This window comes from Halopseudomonas formosensis, assembly GCF_900115905.1.
Lineage (GTDB): Bacteria > Pseudomonadota > Gammaproteobacteria > Pseudomonadales > Pseudomonadaceae > Halopseudomonas > Halopseudomonas formosensis.
Genome location: NZ_FOYD01000002.1, coordinates 58,412 through 76,806, shown reverse-complemented (window position 1 = coordinate 76,806; position 18,395 = coordinate 58,412). Strand labels below are relative to the sequence as shown.

At 63.4% G+C, this 18,395-nt stretch carries 17 protein-coding genes; 7 read left to right on the top strand and 10 right to left on the bottom strand.

The window, feature by feature from the left end:
- Nucleotides 1-253 precede the first annotated feature (253 nt).
- From fabI to gloB, 8 genes are all read right to left on the bottom strand, one after another.
- Nucleotides 254-1,054 (bottom strand): enoyl-ACP reductase FabI, encoded by an 801-nt coding sequence (fabI, locus tag BM046_RS03435; protein ID WP_090537031.1) that lies wholly within the window; start codon nucleotides 1,052-1,054, stop codon nucleotides 254-256.
- A gap of 24 nt (nucleotides 1,055-1,078) precedes the next feature.
- Nucleotides 1,079-2,701: an ABC transporter ATP-binding protein gene (locus tag BM046_RS03430; RefSeq protein WP_090537029.1), complete on the bottom strand. Its 1,623-nt coding sequence runs from the start codon at nucleotides 2,699-2,701 to the stop codon at nucleotides 1,079-1,081.
- Nucleotide 2,702: 1 nt separating this feature from the next.
- On the bottom strand, nucleotides 2,703-3,731 hold the full coding sequence (locus BM046_RS03425; protein WP_090537027.1) for an ABC transporter permease: 1,029 nt from the start codon (nucleotides 3,729-3,731) through the stop codon (nucleotides 2,703-2,705).
- Between the two features lie 2 nt (nucleotides 3,732-3,733).
- Nucleotides 3,734-4,807 (bottom strand): microcin C ABC transporter permease YejB, encoded by a 1,074-nt coding sequence (locus BM046_RS03420; RefSeq protein WP_090537025.1) that lies wholly within the window; start codon nucleotides 4,805-4,807, stop codon nucleotides 3,734-3,736.
- 3 nt (nucleotides 4,808-4,810) lie between these two features.
- Nucleotides 4,811-6,646, bottom strand: a complete 1,836-nt coding sequence (locus tag BM046_RS03415) for an extracellular solute-binding protein (protein WP_090537023.1) — start codon at nucleotides 6,644-6,646, stop codon at nucleotides 4,811-4,813.
- Nucleotides 6,647-6,670: 24 nt separating this feature from the next.
- Nucleotides 6,671-8,509 (bottom strand): extracellular solute-binding protein, encoded by a 1,839-nt coding sequence (locus tag BM046_RS03410; protein WP_090537713.1) that lies wholly within the window; start codon nucleotides 8,507-8,509, stop codon nucleotides 6,671-6,673.
- Between the two features lie 86 nt (nucleotides 8,510-8,595).
- Nucleotides 8,596-9,960 (bottom strand): LysM peptidoglycan-binding domain-containing protein, encoded by a 1,365-nt coding sequence (locus tag BM046_RS03405; protein ID WP_235818558.1) that lies wholly within the window; start codon nucleotides 9,958-9,960, stop codon nucleotides 8,596-8,598.
- A 144-nt stretch (nucleotides 9,961-10,104) separates the two neighbouring features.
- Nucleotides 10,105-10,884, bottom strand: a complete 780-nt coding sequence (gloB, locus tag BM046_RS03400; RefSeq protein WP_090537020.1) for a hydroxyacylglutathione hydrolase — start codon at nucleotides 10,882-10,884, stop codon at nucleotides 10,105-10,107.
- A 77-nt stretch (nucleotides 10,885-10,961) separates the two neighbouring features.
- On the opposite strand from gloB, the gene BM046_RS03395 reads away from it, so the two are divergent.
- The 7 genes from BM046_RS03395 (at nucleotide 10,962) to BM046_RS03365 (ending at nucleotide 17,031) form a co-directional block, all read left to right on the top strand.
- Nucleotides 10,962-11,735 carry a class I SAM-dependent methyltransferase gene (locus BM046_RS03395; RefSeq protein WP_090537018.1) on the top strand — a complete coding sequence of 258 codons (774 nt, stop codon included), beginning with the start codon at nucleotides 10,962-10,964 and terminating at the stop codon, nucleotides 11,733-11,735.
- Entirely contained in the window at nucleotides 11,732-12,196 is a 465-nt protein-coding gene (rnhA, locus tag BM046_RS03390; RefSeq protein WP_090537016.1) for a ribonuclease HI, read from the top strand. The genes BM046_RS03395 and rnhA overlap by 4 nt, the downstream gene beginning before the upstream one ends.
- Nucleotides 12,189-12,911 (top strand): DNA polymerase III subunit epsilon, encoded by a 723-nt coding sequence (gene dnaQ, locus BM046_RS03385; protein ID WP_090537014.1) that lies wholly within the window; start codon nucleotides 12,189-12,191, stop codon nucleotides 12,909-12,911. Before rnhA ends, dnaQ begins: the two co-directional genes overlap by 8 nt.
- 118 nt (nucleotides 12,912-13,029) lie before the next feature.
- Nucleotides 13,030-13,842: a crotonase/enoyl-CoA hydratase family protein gene (locus tag BM046_RS03380; protein ID WP_090537012.1), complete on the top strand. Its 813-nt coding sequence runs from the start codon at nucleotides 13,030-13,032 to the stop codon at nucleotides 13,840-13,842.
- A 39-nt stretch (nucleotides 13,843-13,881) separates the two neighbouring features.
- Nucleotides 13,882-15,531 carry a hypothetical protein gene (locus BM046_RS03375; RefSeq protein WP_090537011.1) on the top strand — a complete coding sequence of 550 codons (1,650 nt, stop codon included), beginning with the start codon at nucleotides 13,882-13,884 and terminating at the stop codon, nucleotides 15,529-15,531.
- Between the two features lie 2 nt (nucleotides 15,532-15,533).
- Entirely contained in the window at nucleotides 15,534-16,367 is an 834-nt protein-coding gene (gene nudC, locus BM046_RS03370) for an NAD(+) diphosphatase (RefSeq protein WP_090537008.1), read from the top strand.
- A gap of 19 nt (nucleotides 16,368-16,386) precedes the next feature.
- On the top strand, nucleotides 16,387-17,031 hold the full coding sequence (locus tag BM046_RS03365; protein WP_090537007.1) for a hypothetical protein: 645 nt from the start codon (nucleotides 16,387-16,389) through the stop codon (nucleotides 17,029-17,031).
- Between the two features lie 65 nt (nucleotides 17,032-17,096).
- Here the strand turns inward: BM046_RS03365 and BM046_RS03360 are convergent, their stop codons facing one another.
- On the bottom strand, nucleotides 17,097-17,864 hold the full coding sequence (locus BM046_RS03360) for an SDR family oxidoreductase (RefSeq protein WP_090537005.1): 768 nt from the start codon (nucleotides 17,862-17,864) through the stop codon (nucleotides 17,097-17,099).
- A 147-nt stretch (nucleotides 17,865-18,011) separates the two neighbouring features.
- The gene (locus tag BM046_RS03355) at nucleotides 18,012-18,326 is read right to left on the bottom strand and encodes an SCP2 sterol-binding domain-containing protein (protein ID WP_090537003.1); all 315 of its coding nucleotides are present in this window, start codon (nucleotides 18,324-18,326) and stop codon (nucleotides 18,012-18,014) included.
- Nucleotides 18,327-18,395 lie beyond the last annotated feature (69 nt).

The window sequence follows — 18,395 nt, the reverse complement described above, 5'->3', positions numbered from 1 at the left end:
CGGGGCAGAACGGAGGGGCGTGCTGTGCACGCCGTTCGCAGCGGGGCGCTGCTCCTACAGGTCGGGGTGGCGGTAGTGCCGGGAGTGAGGAAGAGGTGGTCCTGGCTTGCGCTGGGGCGTGCTTTGCACGCCGTTCGCAGCGGGGGCGCTGCTCCTACGGGGTGGGGTAGAAGGGTAGAGCGGGGCGGGGATTAGTGTGGGAGCCCCGGCCCCCGGGGCGAATGGCGGGCGCCAGCCCGCCCCGGGGTCAGGATCACTCCTGATCGATGCTGCCCATGGCGGTGGTGTTGAAGCCACCATCCACATACAGGATCTCGCCGGAGATGCCGGAGGCCAGGTCGGAGCAGAGGAAGGCACCGGCGTTGCCGACTTCCTCGATGGTGACGTTGCGGCGCAGCGGGGTGCGGGCTTCGTTGTAGGCCAGCATCTTGCGGAAGCTCTTGATGCCGGAGGCGGCCAGGGTGCGGATCGGACCGGCGGAGATGGCGTTGACGCGGATGCCGTCTGGGCCGAGGCTGGTGGCCAGGTAGCGTACACCGGCTTCCAGGCTGGCCTTGGCCATGCCCATGACGTTGTAGTTGGGCATGGTGCGTACCGCGCCCAGATAGCTCAGGGTCAGCAGGTTGCCGTTGCGCTTCTTCAGGGCTTCACGGCCGGCCTTGGCCAGGGCGACGAAGCTGTAGGCGCTGATGTCGTGGGCGATCTTGAAGCCTTCGCGGGTGGTCACTTCGGTGAAATCGCCATCCAGCTGGTCACCGGGGGCGAAACCGACCGAGTGAACGATGCAGTCGATGCCCTCGGGCCACTTCTTCTCCAGCTCGGCGAATACCTGCTCGATCTGGGCATCGTCGGCCACGTCACAGGGAAAGCACATGTCTGCGCTGGAACCCCAGCCGGCGGCGAATTCTTCCACACGGCCCTTGAGCTTGTCGTTCTGGTAGGTGAAGGCCAGCTCGGCACCTTCGCGGTGCATGGCTGCGGCGATGCCCGAGGCAATGGACAGCTTGCTGGCTACACCAACGATGAGTACGCGCTTTCCGCTAAGAAATCCCATGTTCTTTTCCTGTTTCTCTGGGCCTCACAACGAGGCCGTTCTTTCGGATACCGGGTTGGCGAAGGCTGCCTCGAGCAACTGACGGGTATAGTCATGTTGCGGTGAGGCGAATATCTGCTCCGCCGGCCCCTGTTCTACAATTTCACCCTGGCGAATGACCATCAGCTGGTGACTGAGGGCCCTGACCACCGCCAGGTCGTGGCTGATAAACAGATAGCTCAGATTGTGCCTGCGCTGCAGGTCCCGCAGCAGCTCCACCACCTGGCTCTGCACAGTACGATCCAGTGCCGAGGTCGGCTCGTCCAGCAAAATCAGCGACGGCTTGAGCACCAGTGCCCGGGCGATCGCGATCCGCTGGCGCTGCCCGCCGGAAAACTCGTGCGGATAGCGATGCCGGCTGTCCGGATCCAGTCCCACTTCACGCAGGGCGTTGATCACCATCTGCTCCCGTTCGGCGGCGGTGCCGATGCGGTGCAGCTCCAGCCCTTCGCTGATGATCTGCTCCACCGACATGCGCGGACTCAGACTGCCGAAGGGGTCCTGGAACACCACCTGGAACTGGCGCCGGGCAGGGCGTACCGCCTTCTGGCCCAGTCCATCCAGGCGCTGACCGTTGCATTCTATCAGGCCCTGGCTCTCGACCAGACGCAGCAGCGCCAGGCCCAGGGTGGTCTTGCCCGAACCACTTTCGCCGACGATACCCAGGGTCTGCCCCGACTGCAGGGTAAAGCTGGCATCGGTCACTGCCTTGATGTGACCCACGGTGCGCTTGAACACGCCCTTGCGGATCGGGAACCAGACCCGCAGCTGCTCGGCGCGCATCACCACGGGCGCATCCGGTTGCACTTCCACCGGGGCGCCGGACGGGTCGGCGGCAATCAGCTGACGGGTGTACTCGTGCTGCGGATTGGCGAACAGTTCGGCACAATCATTCTCTTCGACGACCTCACCGCGGTACATGACACATACTCGGTGAGCAATTTTGCGTACCAGGTTCAGATCGTGACTGATCAGTAACAGCGCCATGCCCAGCTTCTGCTGCAGCGACTGCAGCAGTTCGAGGATCTTCTGCTGCACCGTCACGTCCAGTGCGGTGGTCGGCTCGTCGGCAATCAGCAGCTCCGGCTCGTTGGCCAGGGCCATGGCGATCATCACCCGCTGTCGCTGGCCACCGGACAGCTCGTGGGGGTAGGCCCCCAGACGCTTGCCCGGCTCGGGGATGCCGACCAGCTCCAGCAGCTCCAGCGTGCGGACGCGGGCAGCCTTCTTGTCCAGCCCCTTGTGCAGGAACAGCACCTCGCTGATCTGCCGCTCGATGGTGTGCAGCGGGTTCAGCGAACTCATCGGCTCCTGGAAGATCATCGAGATGCGGTTGCCGCGCACCTTGCGCAGCTGCTTCTCACTCATCGCCAGCAGGTCCTTGCCCTGATAGAGAATGCGCCCACTGGGGTGGCGGGCCTGGGAGTAGGGCAGCAGGCGCAGGATGGAGTGGGCGGTCACCGACTTTCCCGAACCGCTCTCGCCGACCAGCGCCAGGGTCTGCCCGGGCTGGATATCGAAGCTCACGCCACGTACTGCCAGGGTTTCCTCGCGCTCGGTGCGGAAGGCCACACTGAGGTTGTCGATCCGTATCAATGGCTCGGTCATGTCATTTCCTCGGGTCGAAGGCATCGCGTAGGGCTTCGCCGATGAATACCAGCAGCGACAGCATCACCGACAGCACGACGAAGGCGGTGATGCCCAGCCAGGGCGCCTGCAGATTGGCCTTGCCCTGGGCGATCAGCTCACCCAGTGAGGGCGAGCCGGGCGGGAGACCGAAGCCCAGAAAGTCGAGCGAGGTCAGGGTGATCACCCCGCCGGTGAGAATGAAGGGGAAGAAGGTCAGGGTGGCGACCATGGCGTTGGGCAGTATGTGGCGGAACATGATGGTACCGTTGCCGGCGCCCAGGGCGCGGGCCGCGCGCACGTACTCCAGGTTGCGCCCACGCAGAAATTCGGCGCGCACCACATCCACCAGTGCCATCCAGGAGAACAGCAGCATGATGCCCAGCAGCCACCAGAAGTTGGGCTGCACGAAGCTGGCCAGGATGATCAGCAGGTAGAGCACCGGCAGTCCCGACCAGACCTCGATGAAACGCTGCCCGAACAGGTCGATGCGCCCGCCGTAGAAGCCCTGGATGGCCCCGGCCACCACCCCGATGATGGAGCTGAGGATGGTCAGGGTCAGGGCAAAGAGTACCGAGATGCGGAAGCCGTAGATCACCCGGGCCAGCACGTCCCGAGCCTGATCGTCGGTACCCAGCCAGTTGTCCGCCGAGGGCGGTGCCGGTGCCGGAACCTGCAGATCGTAGTTGATGGTGCCGTAGCTGTAGGGAATCGGCGGCCACAGCATCCAGCCACCGGCCTCCTCGATCAGCTCGCGCACATAGGGGCTGCGGTAGTCGGCCTCGATGGGAAACTCACCGCCGAACTCGGTTTCGGCATAGCGCTTGAACACCGGGAAGTACAGCTCGTCCTGGTAGCCGACCACCAGCGGCTTGTCGTTGGCGATCAGCTCGGCACCCAGGCTGAGGACGAACAGCACCAGGAAGATGTGCAGCGACCACCAGCCGCGGCGGTTGGCGCGGAAGCGGGCAAAGCGGCGCTGGTTGAGCGGAGACAATTTGAAACGTGACATGCTCAACCCTCCCGGCTTTCGAAGTCGATGCGCGGATCGACCAGGGTATAGGCGATGTCACCGATCAGCTTCACCACCAGCCCGAGCAGGGTGAAGATGTACAGGGTGCCGAACATCAGCGGGTAGTCCCGGTTGATGGCCGCCTCGAAGCCGAGCAGGCCAAGGCCGTCGAGGGAGAAGATCACCTCGATCAGCAGGGCACCGGTGAAGAATACGCTGATCAGGGCTGCCGGGAAGCCGGCGATGATCAGCAGCATGGCGTTGCGGAACACGTGGCCGTAGAGCACGCGGTTTTCCGACAGGCCCTTGGCGCGGGCAGTGACCACGTACTGCTTGCCGATCTCGTCGAGGAAGCAGTTCTTGGTCAGCATGGTCAGGGTGGCGAAGCTGCCGATGACCATGGCGGTGATCGGCAGCACCAGGTGCCAGAGGTAGTCGGTGATCTTGCCCCAGGTGCTCAATTCCTCCCAGTTGTTGGAAGTCAGCCCGCGCAGGGGGAACCAGTCGAAGTAGCTGCCGCCGGCAAACAGCACGATCAGCAGAATGGCCAGCAGGAAGCCGGGAATGGCGTAGCCGACGATGATCAGCGAGCTGGTCCAGACATCGAAGGCCGAGCCGTGGCGGATGGCCTTGCGGATGCCCAGGGGGATGGAGATCAGATAGGTTAGCAGGGTGGTCCACAGGCCGAGGGAAATGGACACCGGCATCTTCTCGATGATCAGATCGATGACGCTGGCATCACGGAAGAAGCTGTCGCCGAAATCGAAGGTCAGGTAGCCCTTGATCATGAGCCAGAAGCGCTCATGGGCCGGCTTGTCGAAGCCGTACATGCGCTCGATCTCGGCGATGATCTCAGGATCCAGCCCCTGGGCGCCGCGGTAGCTGCTGCCGCTGGCGACCTCCGCGTGCATGCTGCCGGAAATACGGCTGGTGGCGCCCTCGAAGCCCTCGAGGTTGGCGATCATCTGTTCCACCGGGCCGCCCGGGGCGGCCTGGATGATCAGGAAGTTGATCATCAGGATGCCGAACAGGGTGGGAATGATCAGCAGCAGACGCCGAATGATGTAGGCCAGCATGGCTTAGGGCTCCTGCTCGGGTTCGGGCAGCAGCACCGGGGCGGGCTGGGTGCCTTCCTCGGTAGCCCACCAGGTGTAGAGGCCCAGGTCGTACTTCGGTGGCTGCTCGGGGTGGGCGAACTTGTTCCAGTAGGCCACCCGGTACACGCTGGTGTGGTAGTTGGGTATCAGGTAGTGGCCGGCCCGCAGCACCCGGTCCAGCGCACGGGTGTAAGTGATCAGCTCGGCTCGGGAATCGGCCTGGATGAGCCCTTCAACCAACTGATCGATGGCCGGATCACGCAGCCCCATGAGATTGCGGCTGCCTGGATTGTCGGCGCTGGAGGAGTGCCAGTACTCGCGCTGTTCGTTGCCCGGCGAGTTGGACTGGGCAAAGCTGGTGACCACCATGTCGAAGTCGCGGGAACGCAGGCGATTGACGTATTGCGACACATCGATGCGGCGCAGCTGCATGTCGATGCCCAGCGAGGCCAGGTTGCGCTTGAAGGGCAGCAGCACCCGCTCGAAATCCGCCTGGATGAGCAGGAATTCGAAGCTCAGCTGCTCGCCATCGGCATTGACCAGTTGATCATTCTCGATCCGCCAGCCGGCCTCCTGCAGCAGCTCGTAGGCCTGGCGGCGCTGATCGCGGATGTTGCCACTGCCATCGGTGACCGGAGGGACATAGGCCGGGCCGAACACCTCGGCGGGCAGTTGCTCGCGCAGGGGCTCGAGCAGGGCCAGCTCGTCTTCACCGGGCAGGCCTTCGGCGCCCAGTTCCGAGTTGCCGAAGAAGCTGGAGCTGCGCTCATAGGCGCCATGGAACAGGCGGCTGTTGGCCCATTCGAAGTCGAACAGCAGGGCGATGGCCTTGCGCACCCGCACGTCCTGGAAATACGGTTTGCGCAGATTGAACACGAAGCCCTGCATGCCCCGGGTATTCAGGTTGGGGATCTCTTCCCTGATGATGCGTCCGTCGCTGAGCGCCGGGCTGTCATAGCCGGTGCTCCAGTTCTTGGCGCTGAACTCCTCGTTGAAATCGAACTGGCCGGCCTTGAAGGCCTCCAGGGCCACACCCAGATCCCGGTAGTAGTCGACGACGATGCGATCGAAATTGTAGAAGCCGCGGCGGACCGGCAGATCCGCTGCCCAGTAGTCGGTGACCCGCTCGAAGGTCACTGTGCGCCCGGGGCGTACCTGGCCGATGCGGTAGGGGCCACTGCCCAGGGGCGGTTCCAGTCCGGTGCGGCTGAAGTCGCGTTCGGACCAGTAATGTTCCGGCAGCACCGGCAACTGACCGAGTACCAGCGGCAGCTCGCGGTTGCGAGCGTGGGTGAAATGAAAGATGACGCTGTGCTCGTCCTCGGCCACCACCTCCTTTACATCGCCGTAATAGGCCTTGTAGAAGGGCGCGCCTTTCTCCAGCAGGGTGTTGAAGGTGAAGACCACATCGCTGGCGGTAATCGGCTGGCCATCATGGAAGCGGGCCTCGGGGCGCAGGTGGAAGCGCACCCAGGTATTGTCCTCGGCCTGCTCCATGCTGTGGGCGATCAGGCCATACTCGGTAAAGGGTTCATCCAGCGAATGGACCGTCAGGGTGTCGTAGATCAGTCCCAGCTGGTCGGCGGCGGTACCGCGGCTGATGAAGCCGTTGAAGGAGTCGAAACTGCCGAAGGCGGAAAGGCGCAGGGTGCCGCGCTTGGGGGCTTCGGGATTGACATAGTCGAAGTGCTGGAAGTCGGCGGGATATTTCGGCGGTTCGCCGTACAGGGTCAGGGCGTGGCTGCCGTTGGCGGCGCTGGCGGTGCAGGCCAGTGACAGGAGCAGGCAGCCCAGAGCGGTTGTCAGCTTATCGAGCATCAGATGACCTTGTTATCGTTCGGATCAATCCATCCACCAGGTCCGGATGGCCAGCGAATAGGGTGGCGTTGCTGGTGATCGCAGATAACTGCGATGGGCAACGCGGTGGTAGTCAATATACCAGTTCGGAATCATGTAGTGCTCCCACAATAACACCCTGTCCAGTGCACGGGCGGCAGCGACCTGGCGGTTGCGGGTGCGGGCGTTGAGCAGCTCGTCCACCAGTGCGTCGACCACCGGGTTGTCGATGCCGGCATAGTTGCGGCTGCCCTTGACGTTGCGCTGGGAGGAATGGAAGTAGGTGTACTGTTCATGCCCCGGCGACAGGCTCTGGGGCAGGGTGGTGAGAATCATGTCGAAATCGAACTGATCCAGCCGGGCCTTGTACTGGGCCCGATCCACGGTGCGCACCCGCAGTTCTATGCCGAGGCGCGCGAGATTGGTACGCCAGGGCAGGAGAATGCGCTCCAGACTCGGGTTGACCAGCAGCACCTCGAACACCAGCGGGCGCCCCGCTTCGTTCTGCAGCCTGCCGTTGCTGAGCTTCCAGCCGGCCCGGTTGAACAGCGCCACCGCCTCGCGCAGGGTTTCCCGGGGAATGCCCCGGCCATCGGTCACCGGCAGGGTGAAGGGCTGCAGGAAGAGCTCCGGCGGCAGGTGCTGGCGGAATGGCTCCAGAAACAGGAATTCCTGGCCGGCGGGCAGCCCGGTGGCGCTGAACGGACTGTTGGGGAAGTAGCTCAGGGACCGTCGATAGGCTTCATGGAAGAGCACGCGGTTGGACCATTCGAAGTCGAACAGCATGCCCAGCGCCTGCCGCACCTCCCGCCGGTCGAAGGGCGCGCGCCGGGTATTGAAGAACAGGCCCTGGGTGGAGGCGGGGATTTCGTGCTGGATGGCCCGCTTGAGCACCGCCCCGCTGGTCACCGCCGGGAAGTCGTAGGCGTTGGCCCAGTTGCTGGCCTTGTGTTCCAGATAGATATCGAACTCGCCGGCCTTGAAGGCTTCGAAGGCGACGTTGTTGTCGCGGTAGAACTCGACCTCCATGCGGTCGACATTGTACTTGCCCCGGTTGATCGGAAGATCCTGTCCCCAGTAGTTCCTGACCCGTTCGAATACCAGACGGCGGCCGGGCGCCACCTCGCTGATGCGGTAGGGGCCGCTGTTGAGCGCCGGCTCGAAGGTGGTTTCGCCGAAGGGGCGATCGCGCCAGTAATGTTCCGGCAGCACAGGCAACTCGCCCAGACGCAGGATCAGCAGCGGGTTGTCTGCCTGCTTGAAGATGAAGCGGATGCGATGGGGGCCGAGCAGATCGTAGCGGGCCACGTCCTGCAGCATGGCCCGGTAATTGGGGTGACCCTGTTCGCGCAGCAACCGGTAGCTGAAGGCAACGTCGTGGGCGGTGATGGAGCGGCCGTCATGGAAACGCGCCTCGGGCCTGAGGTTGAACACCACCCAGCTGCGGTCGTCGGGAAACTCCAGGCTCTCGGCGATCAGGCCGTAGGCGGAGAAGGGCTCGTCGCCCGAAGGGTCATAGATGCCGCTGCCGACCATCAGCGGCTCGTTCAGTTCGCTGATGCCGTACTGGTAGAAGTTGCCGGTAGCGATAGGGCTGGTGCCCTTGAGCGTGTAGGGATTCAGGGTGTCGAAGGTGCCGCTGCCCATGACCCGCAGGGTGCCGCCCTTGGGCGCCTCGGGGTTGACGTAATCCAGATGGCTGAAGTCCTCGGCGTACCTGGGCAGGCCGAACACGGAGTAACCGTGCTGACGATAGATGGCCGCGTCCACCAGCCCCGACAGGCTGGCTGTCAGCAGCAGGACGAGCAGGAGAAGCAATGGGCGGATCGGGGATCGTGTAAGCATGGTCTGCGCGTACGCTACCATTGTGCGAGCACAAGCGAAAGCGGGCGGGATGCCAGCATGTCAGTTGCCATCCCGGGTTCGGCTGATCAGGGCAGATGCAGCGTCAGTTGCTGGCCGGGCTTGAGCAGAGTATCCACCCCGTTCCAGGCGCGCAGCTGCTTGACCTCGACATTGAACCGGCGGGCGATGCTATAGAGCGAATCACCCGACTGTACGGTGTAGGTGCGTGGCCGATTGCTTCTCGGCGCGCTGCCGGTCGGGGTGTTACCGGCAAGCTGGGTAGCACCGGCGCTGGGGATGATCAGTTGCTGACCGACATTGATCAGGTTGCTCTGCAGGTTGTTGGCCTGACGCAGTGCTTCCACGCTGGAGCCGTGCTGACGGGCAATGGCCGACAGGTTGTCACCGCGTCGCACCGTGTAGCGGCTGAAGGGCACGCGCTCGCTGTCGGGCAAACGGGCCAGGGCGGCGCTGAACTGCTCGGCCTGGGCTACGGGTACGAGCAACTGGTACGGCTGGCGCGGTGTGGCAACCCGGTGCTTGAACGCCGGGTTCAGGTAGCGCATTTCGTCCGCGCTGATACTCGCCAGTTCGGCTGCCTTGAGCAGGTCCAGCGGGCGGCGGATGGTGATCTGGGCAAAATAGGGCTCATCGTTCAGGTCGGGCAGGCTGATGCCGAACTGCTCCGGCGTGCTGACGATCTGCGCCAGGGCCAGCAGCCGCGGCACGTAATCCATGGTCTCGCTGGGCAGCTGCAGGTTCCAGTAGTCAGCCGGCAGACCCAGTTCCTGGTTGCGCTTCACGGCCCGGCCGATGCAGCCCTCGCCGCAGTTGTAGGCCGCGACCGCCAGCAGCCAGTCGCCGTCGAACATGTTGTTCAGTCGGGTCAGATAATCCAGTGCGGCATTGGTCGAGGCGGTAATGTCCCGACGGCCGTCATAGATGTCGTCCTGGTGCAGCGAAAAGACCCGTCCGGTCGAAGGGATGAACTGCCAGATGCCAGCGGCCTGGGAGCGCGAGTAGACCATGGGGTTGTAGCCGCTCTCGACGAAGGGCAGCAGTGCCAGCTCCAGCGGCATGCCGCGCTTGTCCAGCTCTTCCACGACATAATGCAGATAGCGTCTGGCGCGCTCGGAAGTGACTTCGAAATAGCGGGCCTGGGACGCATAGTGCAGCCGCTGCTTGTCTACCCGCGGACTGTCGAGCAGGGTCGGGTCGAGCTGGAAGCCGTCGCGGATGCGGGTCCACAGGGTATAGGGTTCATCGGCCTTGCGGGTGCTGCGCCAGTTGCCGAGGCGATTGGGTCTGTGATCACTGCTGGCGGCGGGGGCGGAACTGATTCGAGGTGCTGCGGACTGGTCGGTGCGGTTGGTGGTGGTCTGGCAGCCGACAAGCACCAGGAGCCACAGCGTCAGGAGTCCATTTCTGAGAACGTTGGGCGTAACAGTCATGGGGGCCATCCTTTGAAATTTGCCCGATTCTAGGGAGTCACTTCCCGAGGGTCAACCGAGCTGGCAGAGGCCATCTGTCGCACGTGGCGCCGCGCCATGATGCAGCGGCGCCAGAGCGGCCTGCCGCCGGTTGGCTGAACTATGTCAGAATATGTCCTTCCATGCACGTATTGCGGCAAATGTCTCGGCGCCGGGGGTAACCTCGCCACCGGCCTGGCGGCTCGCGGCCTCGACCACCGCCGGCTCCGCACTGCGCAGGAAGGGATTGGTCCGCTTCTCCAGGGCCAGCGTGGTGGGCAGGGTGATCTGACCATCCCGGCGCAGGTCTTCCACTACCTCCAGACGTACGCGGATGTCCGGGTTGTCCGGTTCCACCGCCTGGGCAAAACGCAGGTTGGCTTGGGTGTATTCATGGGTGCAATATATGGTGGTGGCATCCGGCAGGGCAGCCAGGCGCTGGAGCGAGTCGTGCATCTGCGCCGGGGTGCCTTCGAAAACCCGTCCGCAGCCACCGGCGAACAGGGTGTCGCCACTGAGCAGCCAGGGTTCCTGCGGGTCATCGCAGAAGAAGGCAATATGATCCAGGGTGTGACCGGGCACTGCGATGACGCGAATGCTCTGGCCGGCCAGGTTGATCTGATCACCGTCGGCGAGTGTCCGGTCGATACCGTCGATGGCCGGGTTGTCCGGCCCCAGAACCCGGCACTGGGTGGCGGCCTTGAGCGACAGTACCCCGCCGGTATGGTCCCGGTGGTGATGGGTCAGCAGAATCGTGCTCAGCTGGTATTCGGGGTGGCGGCCGAGCCAGCTTATCACCGGTCGGGCGTCACCCGGGTCGACAGCCGTCACCTTGAAAGAGGTGTCATCTGTCAGCAGCCAGATGTAGTTGTCCTGAAAGGCGGGAAGGGCAATGAAGGTCGGCATGACAGGCTCGCTTTCCGGAATCGTAGTTGCAGCTATCTTATAGGAGGTTGGCGTGCCCAGGCCAACCCGGAGGCCCCATGGAGATTCCCGAACAATCCCGTTCCATCAGTCAGGAGGATCTGCTCAGGCTCATCTGTGTCGCTCGGCAGTGGCTCGACAGCGCTCCCGGCCAGATGCTGCTCAGCAGCGAGCGCTGCATAGTGCAGCAGGAGCTGCAGAAATGCTTCGGTCAGCACCTGGTGCAGTATGGCCTGCTGCCGGGGCTGCTGGATGAGCAGCATTCGGTCTTGCGCAACCACTGGCGCCTGGACCTTCAGGTCGGTCCGGACTGCCTGCCGGTGGACGAAACGAGCTGGCCCTTCGCTCCCCACTCACTGGACGTGGTATTGCTGCACCACGGCCTGGATTTCTGCCTGTCGCCACGCAGCCTGCTGCGTGAAGCCAGTCAGGCGGTGCGTGCCGGCGGGCATCTGCTGGTGTTCGGCTTCAACCCATGGAGCTGCTGGGGACTCAATCATTTCGCCGGTCGGGACTGGTTCAGCGAGGCCGGATTCATCAGTCCGGCACGGCTGACGGACTGGCTGGAACTGCTGGGTTTTGCGGTGGAGAAAAGAGTCGATGGATGTTATCGTCCGCCGCTGAATTCAAGCGCCTGGCTGGAGCGTTTCAGCTGGCTGGACAGCTGGGGGCAGCGTCACCAGCTGCCGGGGGGCGGCTTCTATTTCCTGCGTGCCCGCAGGCAGACCCTCGGTGCGATACCCCGCCGGCAGCGGACCATCGCCTTTCCGGCCCTGGGTCTGCCGCCGCTGGTCGCAGGAAACCGCCGGGCGCACAAACGGGACAAGACATGACGCATGTAATCGAGATATTTACCGACGGCGCCTGCAAGGGCAATCCCGGCCCGGGCGGCTGGGGCGTATTGCTGCGTCTGGGCGAATATCAGAAGACCCTGTTCGGCGGCGAGCCGCAGACCACCAATAACCGCATGGAGCTGATGGCGGCCATCCGCGGTCTGCAGGCCCTGAAGAAGGCCCCGGCCAATGTCCGGCTGACCACCGACTCGCAGTATGTGATGAAGGGTGTCTGCGAATGGATGCCCAACTGGAAGAAGCGCGGCTGGAAAACCGCTGGCCGCCAGCCGGTGAAGAATGCCGATCTCTGGCGTCAGCTGGATGAGCTGGTCAGTCAGCACCATGTGCAGTGGCAGTGGGTCAAGGGCCACAGTGGTCATCCGGAGAACGAGCTGGCCGACCAGCTGGCCAACCGGGGAGTGGAAGAGGTCATGATGAAGGGGAGTGCGGTGAATGCGTGAAGTCGTTCTGGATACCGAAACCACGGGTATCGAGGTAAGGGAAGGTCATCGCATCATCGAGATCGGCTGTGTCGAGCTGCTCGACCGGCGCCTGACCGGCCGGCACTTCCATGTCTACATCAATCCCGAGCGGGAGGTGGAAGAGGGCGCCTTCCAGGTCCACGGGATCTCCGACGAGTTTCTTGCGGACAAGCCGCTGTTCGCCGACGTGGCCGACGAGTTCATGGACTTCATCCGCGGCGCCCAGCTGGTGATCCACAACGCCGCGTTCGACGTGGGCTTCATCGATGCCGAGCTGGAGCGGCTTGGCCGTCACGGTTGCGTGGCCGACCACTGTTCGGTAGTGGATACCCTGCTGCTGGCCCGGCACAAGCATCCCGGACAGCGCAACACCCTGGACGCCCTGTGCAAGCGCTACGGGGTGGACAACTCCCAGCGGGAGCTGCACGGCGCGTTGCTGGACGCCGAGATTCTCGCGGATGTCTATCTGATCATGACCGGCGGCCAGACGGCGCTGGTACTGGCGGGACAGGGGTCCGAGGGCAGTGCGGACCAGCCCGGGGAGATCCGTCGCCTCGACCCGCAGTCACGGCCGGTGCTGCCGGTGGTGCGGGCGACCGAGGAGGAGCTGGCGGCCCACGAGCAGCGTCTGGCTGCCATAGAGAAGGCGGCGGGTTTTGCCTTGTGGCGGCAGATGGAAGCGATTGAGGCCTGAATCTGCGGCACTTTCCACAGAACAGGCACGGGGAGCAAATCCCGGGTATGCCGCCGGGGGCCATGCTTGATATAGTGCATGACTTGATAAGAACAAGCAGTTTGTCAGGGAGTTACGCATGCGTGAGTACCAATCGCTGCTGGTGGAGCAGCAGGGCGCCATTGCCCATGTCATGATCAATCGCCCGGCCAAGGCCAACTCGATGGATGAGGCTTTCTGGACCGAGATGGTCGAGGTGTTCGACTGGGTTGATCGGACCGACAGCGTGCGTGTGGCGGTCATCTCCGGGGTGGGCAGGAATTTTTCCGCGGGCATCGATCTGCAGATGCTGGCGCAGGCCGCCGGCAGCATGGTCGCCGACATCGGTCGCAACGCCGAGCGTATCCGTCACAACATCCTCAAGCTGCAGAGCGCCTTCAATGCCGTCGACGAGTGCCGCAAGCCGGTGATCGCGGCAGTCCATGGTTACTGTATTGGCGGTGCCATCGACCTGATTTCCGCCTGTGACATGCGCTACTGCACCCCGGATGCCCACTTCTCGATCAAGGAAATCGACATGGGAATGGCGGCCGACGTGGGAACCCTGCAGCGATTGCCGCGTCTGATAGGCGATGGCATCATGCGGGAACTGGCCTATACCGGGCGTCCCGTATACGGTGAAGAGGCGGCGCGTATCGGCCTGGTCAATCAGGTGTTTGCCGATCATGACGCGCTCCTTGAAGGAGTGATGGACATAGCCCGGCAGATTGCTGCAAAGTCACCACTAGCCATTCGCGGAACCAAGGAAATGATCCGCTACAGCCGTGACCACAGCGTGGCGGACGGATTGAATTACATAGCGACCTGGAATGCAGCCATGCTCCAGTCGGAAGATCTCAAGGTGGCGGTTGCTGCGCACATGAGCAAGAAGCCGGCCGAGTTTGCCGACTGAAGATCCAGTCTGATTGCAGGGATGAGGGAGACTGAAGCGATGTTAACAGGTGCTACATCACTTGATCTGGTCAGGGACGAGCTGTTCGTCAGCGTAGGCGAAGTGGAGGATCTGCTGCAGCAGTTCCTCGAGCAGCGGGACAGTGGTCACCTGCTGCAGCAGGCCATCGAGGGGCTGCAGCAGCTCAGGGGAACCCTGAATCTGATCGAGCTGCACGGAGCGGCGCTGCTGCTGGAAGAGATGGTTGCCCTGGCGACCGACATTCCGGTCCATGAAGGTGATGTGCTCAACGCTCCCCTGTCCGCCCTGTGCAACAGCCTCTTCCTTCTGCGCCGCTATCTGCACTTCTGCCGTCAGCAGGGGGGCGAGCGCCCCGAGCTGCTGCTGCCGCTGATCAACGAGCTGCGCTCGCACCGGCCGGACACCAAACCCCTGCCCGAAAGCCATTTCTATCCACTGGATCCTGCCCGGGTGCCGCCGGCACTGCGCAACGGTTCCCGCGACATGCTTGAGCCCAAGACCTTCGCGCGACTGCGGCAGATGTTCCAGCTGGGCCTGCTGGATGTCATCCGTCACGAGTCCGGTGCCGGCATCAATCTCAAGAAGCGTGCCCTGCAGCGCTGGGAAGCCCGCATGAATGATCATGTGGCGACCCTCAGCTGGATCGCCTCCGCAGCCCTTGAGGCCATCGAAAAGACCCCCCTGGATCTGACCCGCGAGCGCAAGCTGCTGTTTTCCCGTCTGGACCGGGAGATCAAGCGTCTGTATGCCGGGCAGCCGGAGACCCAGGGCACCGCCCAGCTGCGGGTTGAGCTGCTGTATCTGGTGGCGCTGGCCGGCGAGCAGTGCGAGTTGTGCCAGGAAGTGCGGCGCACCATCAATCTGCCGGATCCCGGCTATACCGAGGCCAGTCTGAAGCAGGCCTTTGAAAGCCTGCGCGGGCCGGGCGCCGACGTCATGCGCTCGGTGGCCGAAGCACTGCAGGAAGAGATCACCTCGACCAAGGACATGCTCGACCTGCTGGCGCGCAATGCCGGCGACACCGATCAGGCGCTGGAAACCCTGGATGCCTCCCTGCAGCGCCTGTGGAAGACACTGAGTGTGCTCGACATGCCCGCCACCTCCGAGCAGATCCGCAACGCTGCTGTTCAGCTCGAAGGCTGGCAGCCCGGGGATACCCAGACCCTGGAGCTGGTGGCCGATGCTGTCCTGCATGCCGAGCTGCTGGTGGCACGCATGGAAACCGCAGGGGAGGTCATCGGTTCGCTGGGCAATGACCAGCACAGCGCGCCGGTGGAACTCAAGGAAGCCCATATCGTGCTGGTCGAGGAATCCCAGGCAGGGCTGGCGCTGGCACGCCGGGCCCTGACCGCCTACGTCGAATCCGACCACGACCGCATGCACCTGATGAATGTGCCCGCTACACTGGAAACCGTACGCGGCGGCCTGATCTTCCTGGGCATGACCCGTGCAGCCGAGATCATTCGTGCCGCGGCACGTTTCATTCAGGAAGCGCTGGTCGATGGCAGCAAGGCCCCGGCGGAGTCCAAACTGGAAGTGCTGGCCGATGCGCTGACCAGTATCGAGTTCTATCTGGAGTCGGCTGAGCGCTCCTCGGTCAACAAGGGCGATGTACTGGCCCTGGCGGAGGAGAGCCTCGCCGAACTGGGATACAAGGTAGGCAGCTGAAGATGCAGAAGATCACCCGGTTTACCTCATCCTTCTCTGCGCAAGCGGGGGCGGATGGCTGGGTGCTGATTCGGCATGAGCAGTCCTTTGCCATCTATCAGGGCAACCTGCTGCATGATCCGGACATGGCTCGCTACCTGGGCGATGCCGAATATCAGGTGACCCTGGGGCTGGTTGATGACCGTCCTTGCCGGCTTGTGCGGGTCAAGGAGCAGGTCGACCTGCCGGGTCTTTCCTGGCAGGGGCTGCGCGGGCTGCTGGGCAACGTGGACAACACCACCTTCCGCCTGCTCGGTGTCGCCCAGCAGCTGGATATCTGGTATGACACCCATCGCTTCTGTGGACGCTGCGGCGAACGGACCCACCTGCGGGACGATGAACGGGCCATGGAGTGCCCGGCGTGCGGCAACCGCCAATACCCCAAGCTGGCCCCCTGCATCATAGTGCTGGTCACCCGTGGCAATGAGGTGCTGCTGGCACGCTCGCCCAACTTCCGCAGCGGTTTCTTCAGTACCCTGGCCGGCTTCATCGAGCCCGGCGAGTCGGCGGAAGAGGCGCTGCGCAGGGAAGTCATGGAGGAGGTGGGTATCGACGTGCGCAACCTCGAGTATCTCGGCAGCCAGAACTGGCCCTTCCCCAATTCCCTGATGCTCGGTTTCCACGCCGAATACGCCGGCGGCGAGATTGTCCCGCAGCCCGGCGAGATTGAAGAGGCCCACTGGTGGCATGTCGACCAGTTGCCGGCCATCCCCCCGCGGGGCACCATTTCCCGGTGGCTGATCGATTGTTACCTGGCCAGGCTGGCCGGCCAGCCGGAGCCGCCGGTTCCGGCCTGATCTTCTACAAGGAGCGTACATGCAATACCTGGGACTGGCGGTGCTGACAGGCTGCTTCGGCCTGCTTCTGCTGTTCATCACACTGCGTCTGGGCTGGCGCCTGGAGTGGCTGCTGGGCTGGCTCAAGGGGTGTGCCCTGCTGGTGCTGTTGGCGCTGTGCGGTGGTCTCGCCCTGCTGGCCTGGGAATTCTCCCGGTTTCAGCCCATCGTCGACGGCGCACGCATAGCGACCCTGGACTTCCGCCAGCTGGCGGACAAGCAGCACGAGGTTTATCTGGCACCGGCGATGAGCTCGCCGCTGCCGCTGCACGGGGACCTCTGGGAGCTGGATGTGCAGGTATTGCGCTGGCGCGGTCTGCCACACATGCTCGGTCTGGAGGATGGCTACCGGCTGGATCGGCTGAGAGGGCGCTATCTGACCCTGGAACAGCAACAGGAAATGGGCTCGGGCCTGAGCCACTCACTGCATGGTACGCCCGCCTGGCGTGACGCCTGGCACTGGCTTGATCAGCTGAATCTTTCCTGGCTGTATGCCGATGCCTTCACCATCCGTTTCATGCCCATCGCCGATGGCGCGCGCTTTGCGGTGGAGATAGGAGTGACCGGTCTGTCACCGGTGGCAATGAACACCCAGGCACTGGACGCCATGAAGGGGCTGGAGTAGGCGGGTTTTCCGGAAAATCCGTTCGCCGATGGGGTCAAGGGCGCGCCTGTGCGCGCCCTTACGCCTCAGGACAGCATGCCTCCATCGACGTTGATGGCCGCGCCTGTGGTGTAGCTGGAGGCGTCGCTCACCAGATACAGCACGGTACCAGCCATTTCGGTCGGATCAGCCGGGCGCGCCATGGGAATGCGCTGCAGTGCCGGCTTGAGGATGCTGTCGTTCTTCACCAGCGCCGAGGCGAATTTGGTGTCGGTCAGACCCGGCAGCAGGGCATTGCAACGGATACCGAACTGGGCGCACTCCTTGGCGAAGACCTTGGTCATGTTGATCACCGCGGCCTTGGTGATGGAGTAGATACCCTGCATCAGGCCCGGAACCAGACCGTTGACCGAAGCGACGTTGAGGATGGCGCCGCCGCCGTTCTCGCGCATCAGCTTGCCGGCCTCGACGGACATGAAGAAATAGCCGCGGATGTTGACGTCCACGGTCTTCTGGAAGGCGGACAGGTCGGTGTCCAGCACGTTGCCGAAGTAGGGGTTGGTGGCGGCGTTGTTGACCAGGATGTCCAGTTTGCCGAACTGGCTGCGGATCGCCTCGATGGTGGCGGTAATCTGTTCCATTTCGCCGATGTGACAGGCCATGGCGCTGGCCTGACCGCCGGCGGCGACGATGGAGTCGGCTACCTGCTGGCAGTCGTCGATCTTGCGGCTGCTGACGATCACATGGGCACCTTGCTGAGCGAGCAGGCGGGCGATGGCTTCGCCGATGCCACGGCTGGCGCCGGTAACCAGGGCGATTTTGCCGTCCAGATCAAACAGTTGGGTTTTCTGCATGGGCTTGTCCTTGTCTTGAATCGGGTTTGCCGGTCAATCTACTGCAGGGACCGCTGGCTGCCAACCAACGGGCCGGGTTATCAGGCACCGTGTTGGCGGGGCATAAAAAAACCGGAGCCTGGCTCCGGTTTTCGGGGATGGGGTCGATCAGACCGGGAACAGCTCGCCCAGCTTCAGGGCCAGCATCATGTCGCCCTCGGCGCGCAGCTTGCCACTCATGAAGGCCTGCATGCCATCGGTCTCGCCGGTGATCACGCCGTTGAGGGTCTCGGAATCCATGATCAGGGTCACGTTCGGATCCTCAGCATCGCCTTCGGCAACGTTGCAGGTGCCATCCTTGATCACGGCGTAAAAGTTGGAATCATCCTCGATGTTGAATTGGAAAGTCAGGTCCAGGCCGGAAGCGGCCGCCGGGTTGAACTTGCCTTCCATGTTTTTGATGATTTCAGCAACGGTAGTCATGGACTCTTCCTTTATCGGATGTTTCATTGGGCAACGGTAACTCCGTTGCATGCACGGGTATGTGACTCG

Bases quoted from the DNA above. Each gene is read 5' to 3' on its own strand.
- fabI (WP_090537031.1), bottom strand. From the start codon at position 1,054: ATGGGATTTCTTAGCGGAAAGCGCGTACTCATCGTTGGTGTAGCCAGC.
- BM046_RS03430 (WP_090537029.1), bottom strand. From the start codon at position 2,701: ATGACCGAGCCATTGATACGGATCGACAACCTCAGTGTGGCCTTCCGC.
- BM046_RS03425 (WP_090537027.1), bottom strand. From the start codon at position 3,731: ATGTCACGTTTCAAATTGTCTCCGCTCAACCAGCGCCGCTTTGCCCGC.
- BM046_RS03420 (WP_090537025.1), bottom strand. From the start codon at position 4,807: ATGCTGGCCTACATCATTCGGCGTCTGCTGCTGATCATTCCCACCCTG.
- BM046_RS03415 (WP_090537023.1), bottom strand. From the start codon at position 6,646: ATGCTCGATAAGCTGACAACCGCTCTGGGCTGCCTGCTCCTGTCACTG.
- BM046_RS03410 (WP_090537713.1), bottom strand. From the start codon at position 8,509: ATGCTTACACGATCCCCGATCCGCCCATTGCTTCTCCTGCTCGTCCTG.
- BM046_RS03405 (WP_235818558.1), bottom strand. From the start codon at position 9,960: ATGACTGTTACGCCCAACGTTCTCAGAAATGGACTCCTGACGCTGTGG.
- gloB (WP_090537020.1), bottom strand. From the start codon at position 10,884: ATGCCGACCTTCATTGCCCTTCCCGCCTTTCAGGACAACTACATCTGG.
- BM046_RS03395 (WP_090537018.1), top strand. From the start codon at position 10,962: ATGGAGATTCCCGAACAATCCCGTTCCATCAGTCAGGAGGATCTGCTC.
- rnhA (WP_090537016.1), top strand. From the start codon at position 11,732: ATGACGCATGTAATCGAGATATTTACCGACGGCGCCTGCAAGGGCAAT.
- dnaQ (WP_090537014.1), top strand. From the start codon at position 12,189: ATGCGTGAAGTCGTTCTGGATACCGAAACCACGGGTATCGAGGTAAGG.
- BM046_RS03380 (WP_090537012.1), top strand. From the start codon at position 13,030: ATGCGTGAGTACCAATCGCTGCTGGTGGAGCAGCAGGGCGCCATTGCC.
- BM046_RS03375 (WP_090537011.1), top strand. From the start codon at position 13,882: ATGTTAACAGGTGCTACATCACTTGATCTGGTCAGGGACGAGCTGTTC.
- nudC (WP_090537008.1), top strand. From the start codon at position 15,534: ATGCAGAAGATCACCCGGTTTACCTCATCCTTCTCTGCGCAAGCGGGG.
- BM046_RS03365 (WP_090537007.1), top strand. From the start codon at position 16,387: ATGCAATACCTGGGACTGGCGGTGCTGACAGGCTGCTTCGGCCTGCTT.
- BM046_RS03360 (WP_090537005.1), bottom strand. From the start codon at position 17,864: ATGCAGAAAACCCAACTGTTTGATCTGGACGGCAAAATCGCCCTGGTT.
- BM046_RS03355 (WP_090537003.1), bottom strand. From the start codon at position 18,326: ATGACTACCGTTGCTGAAATCATCAAAAACATGGAAGGCAAGTTCAAC.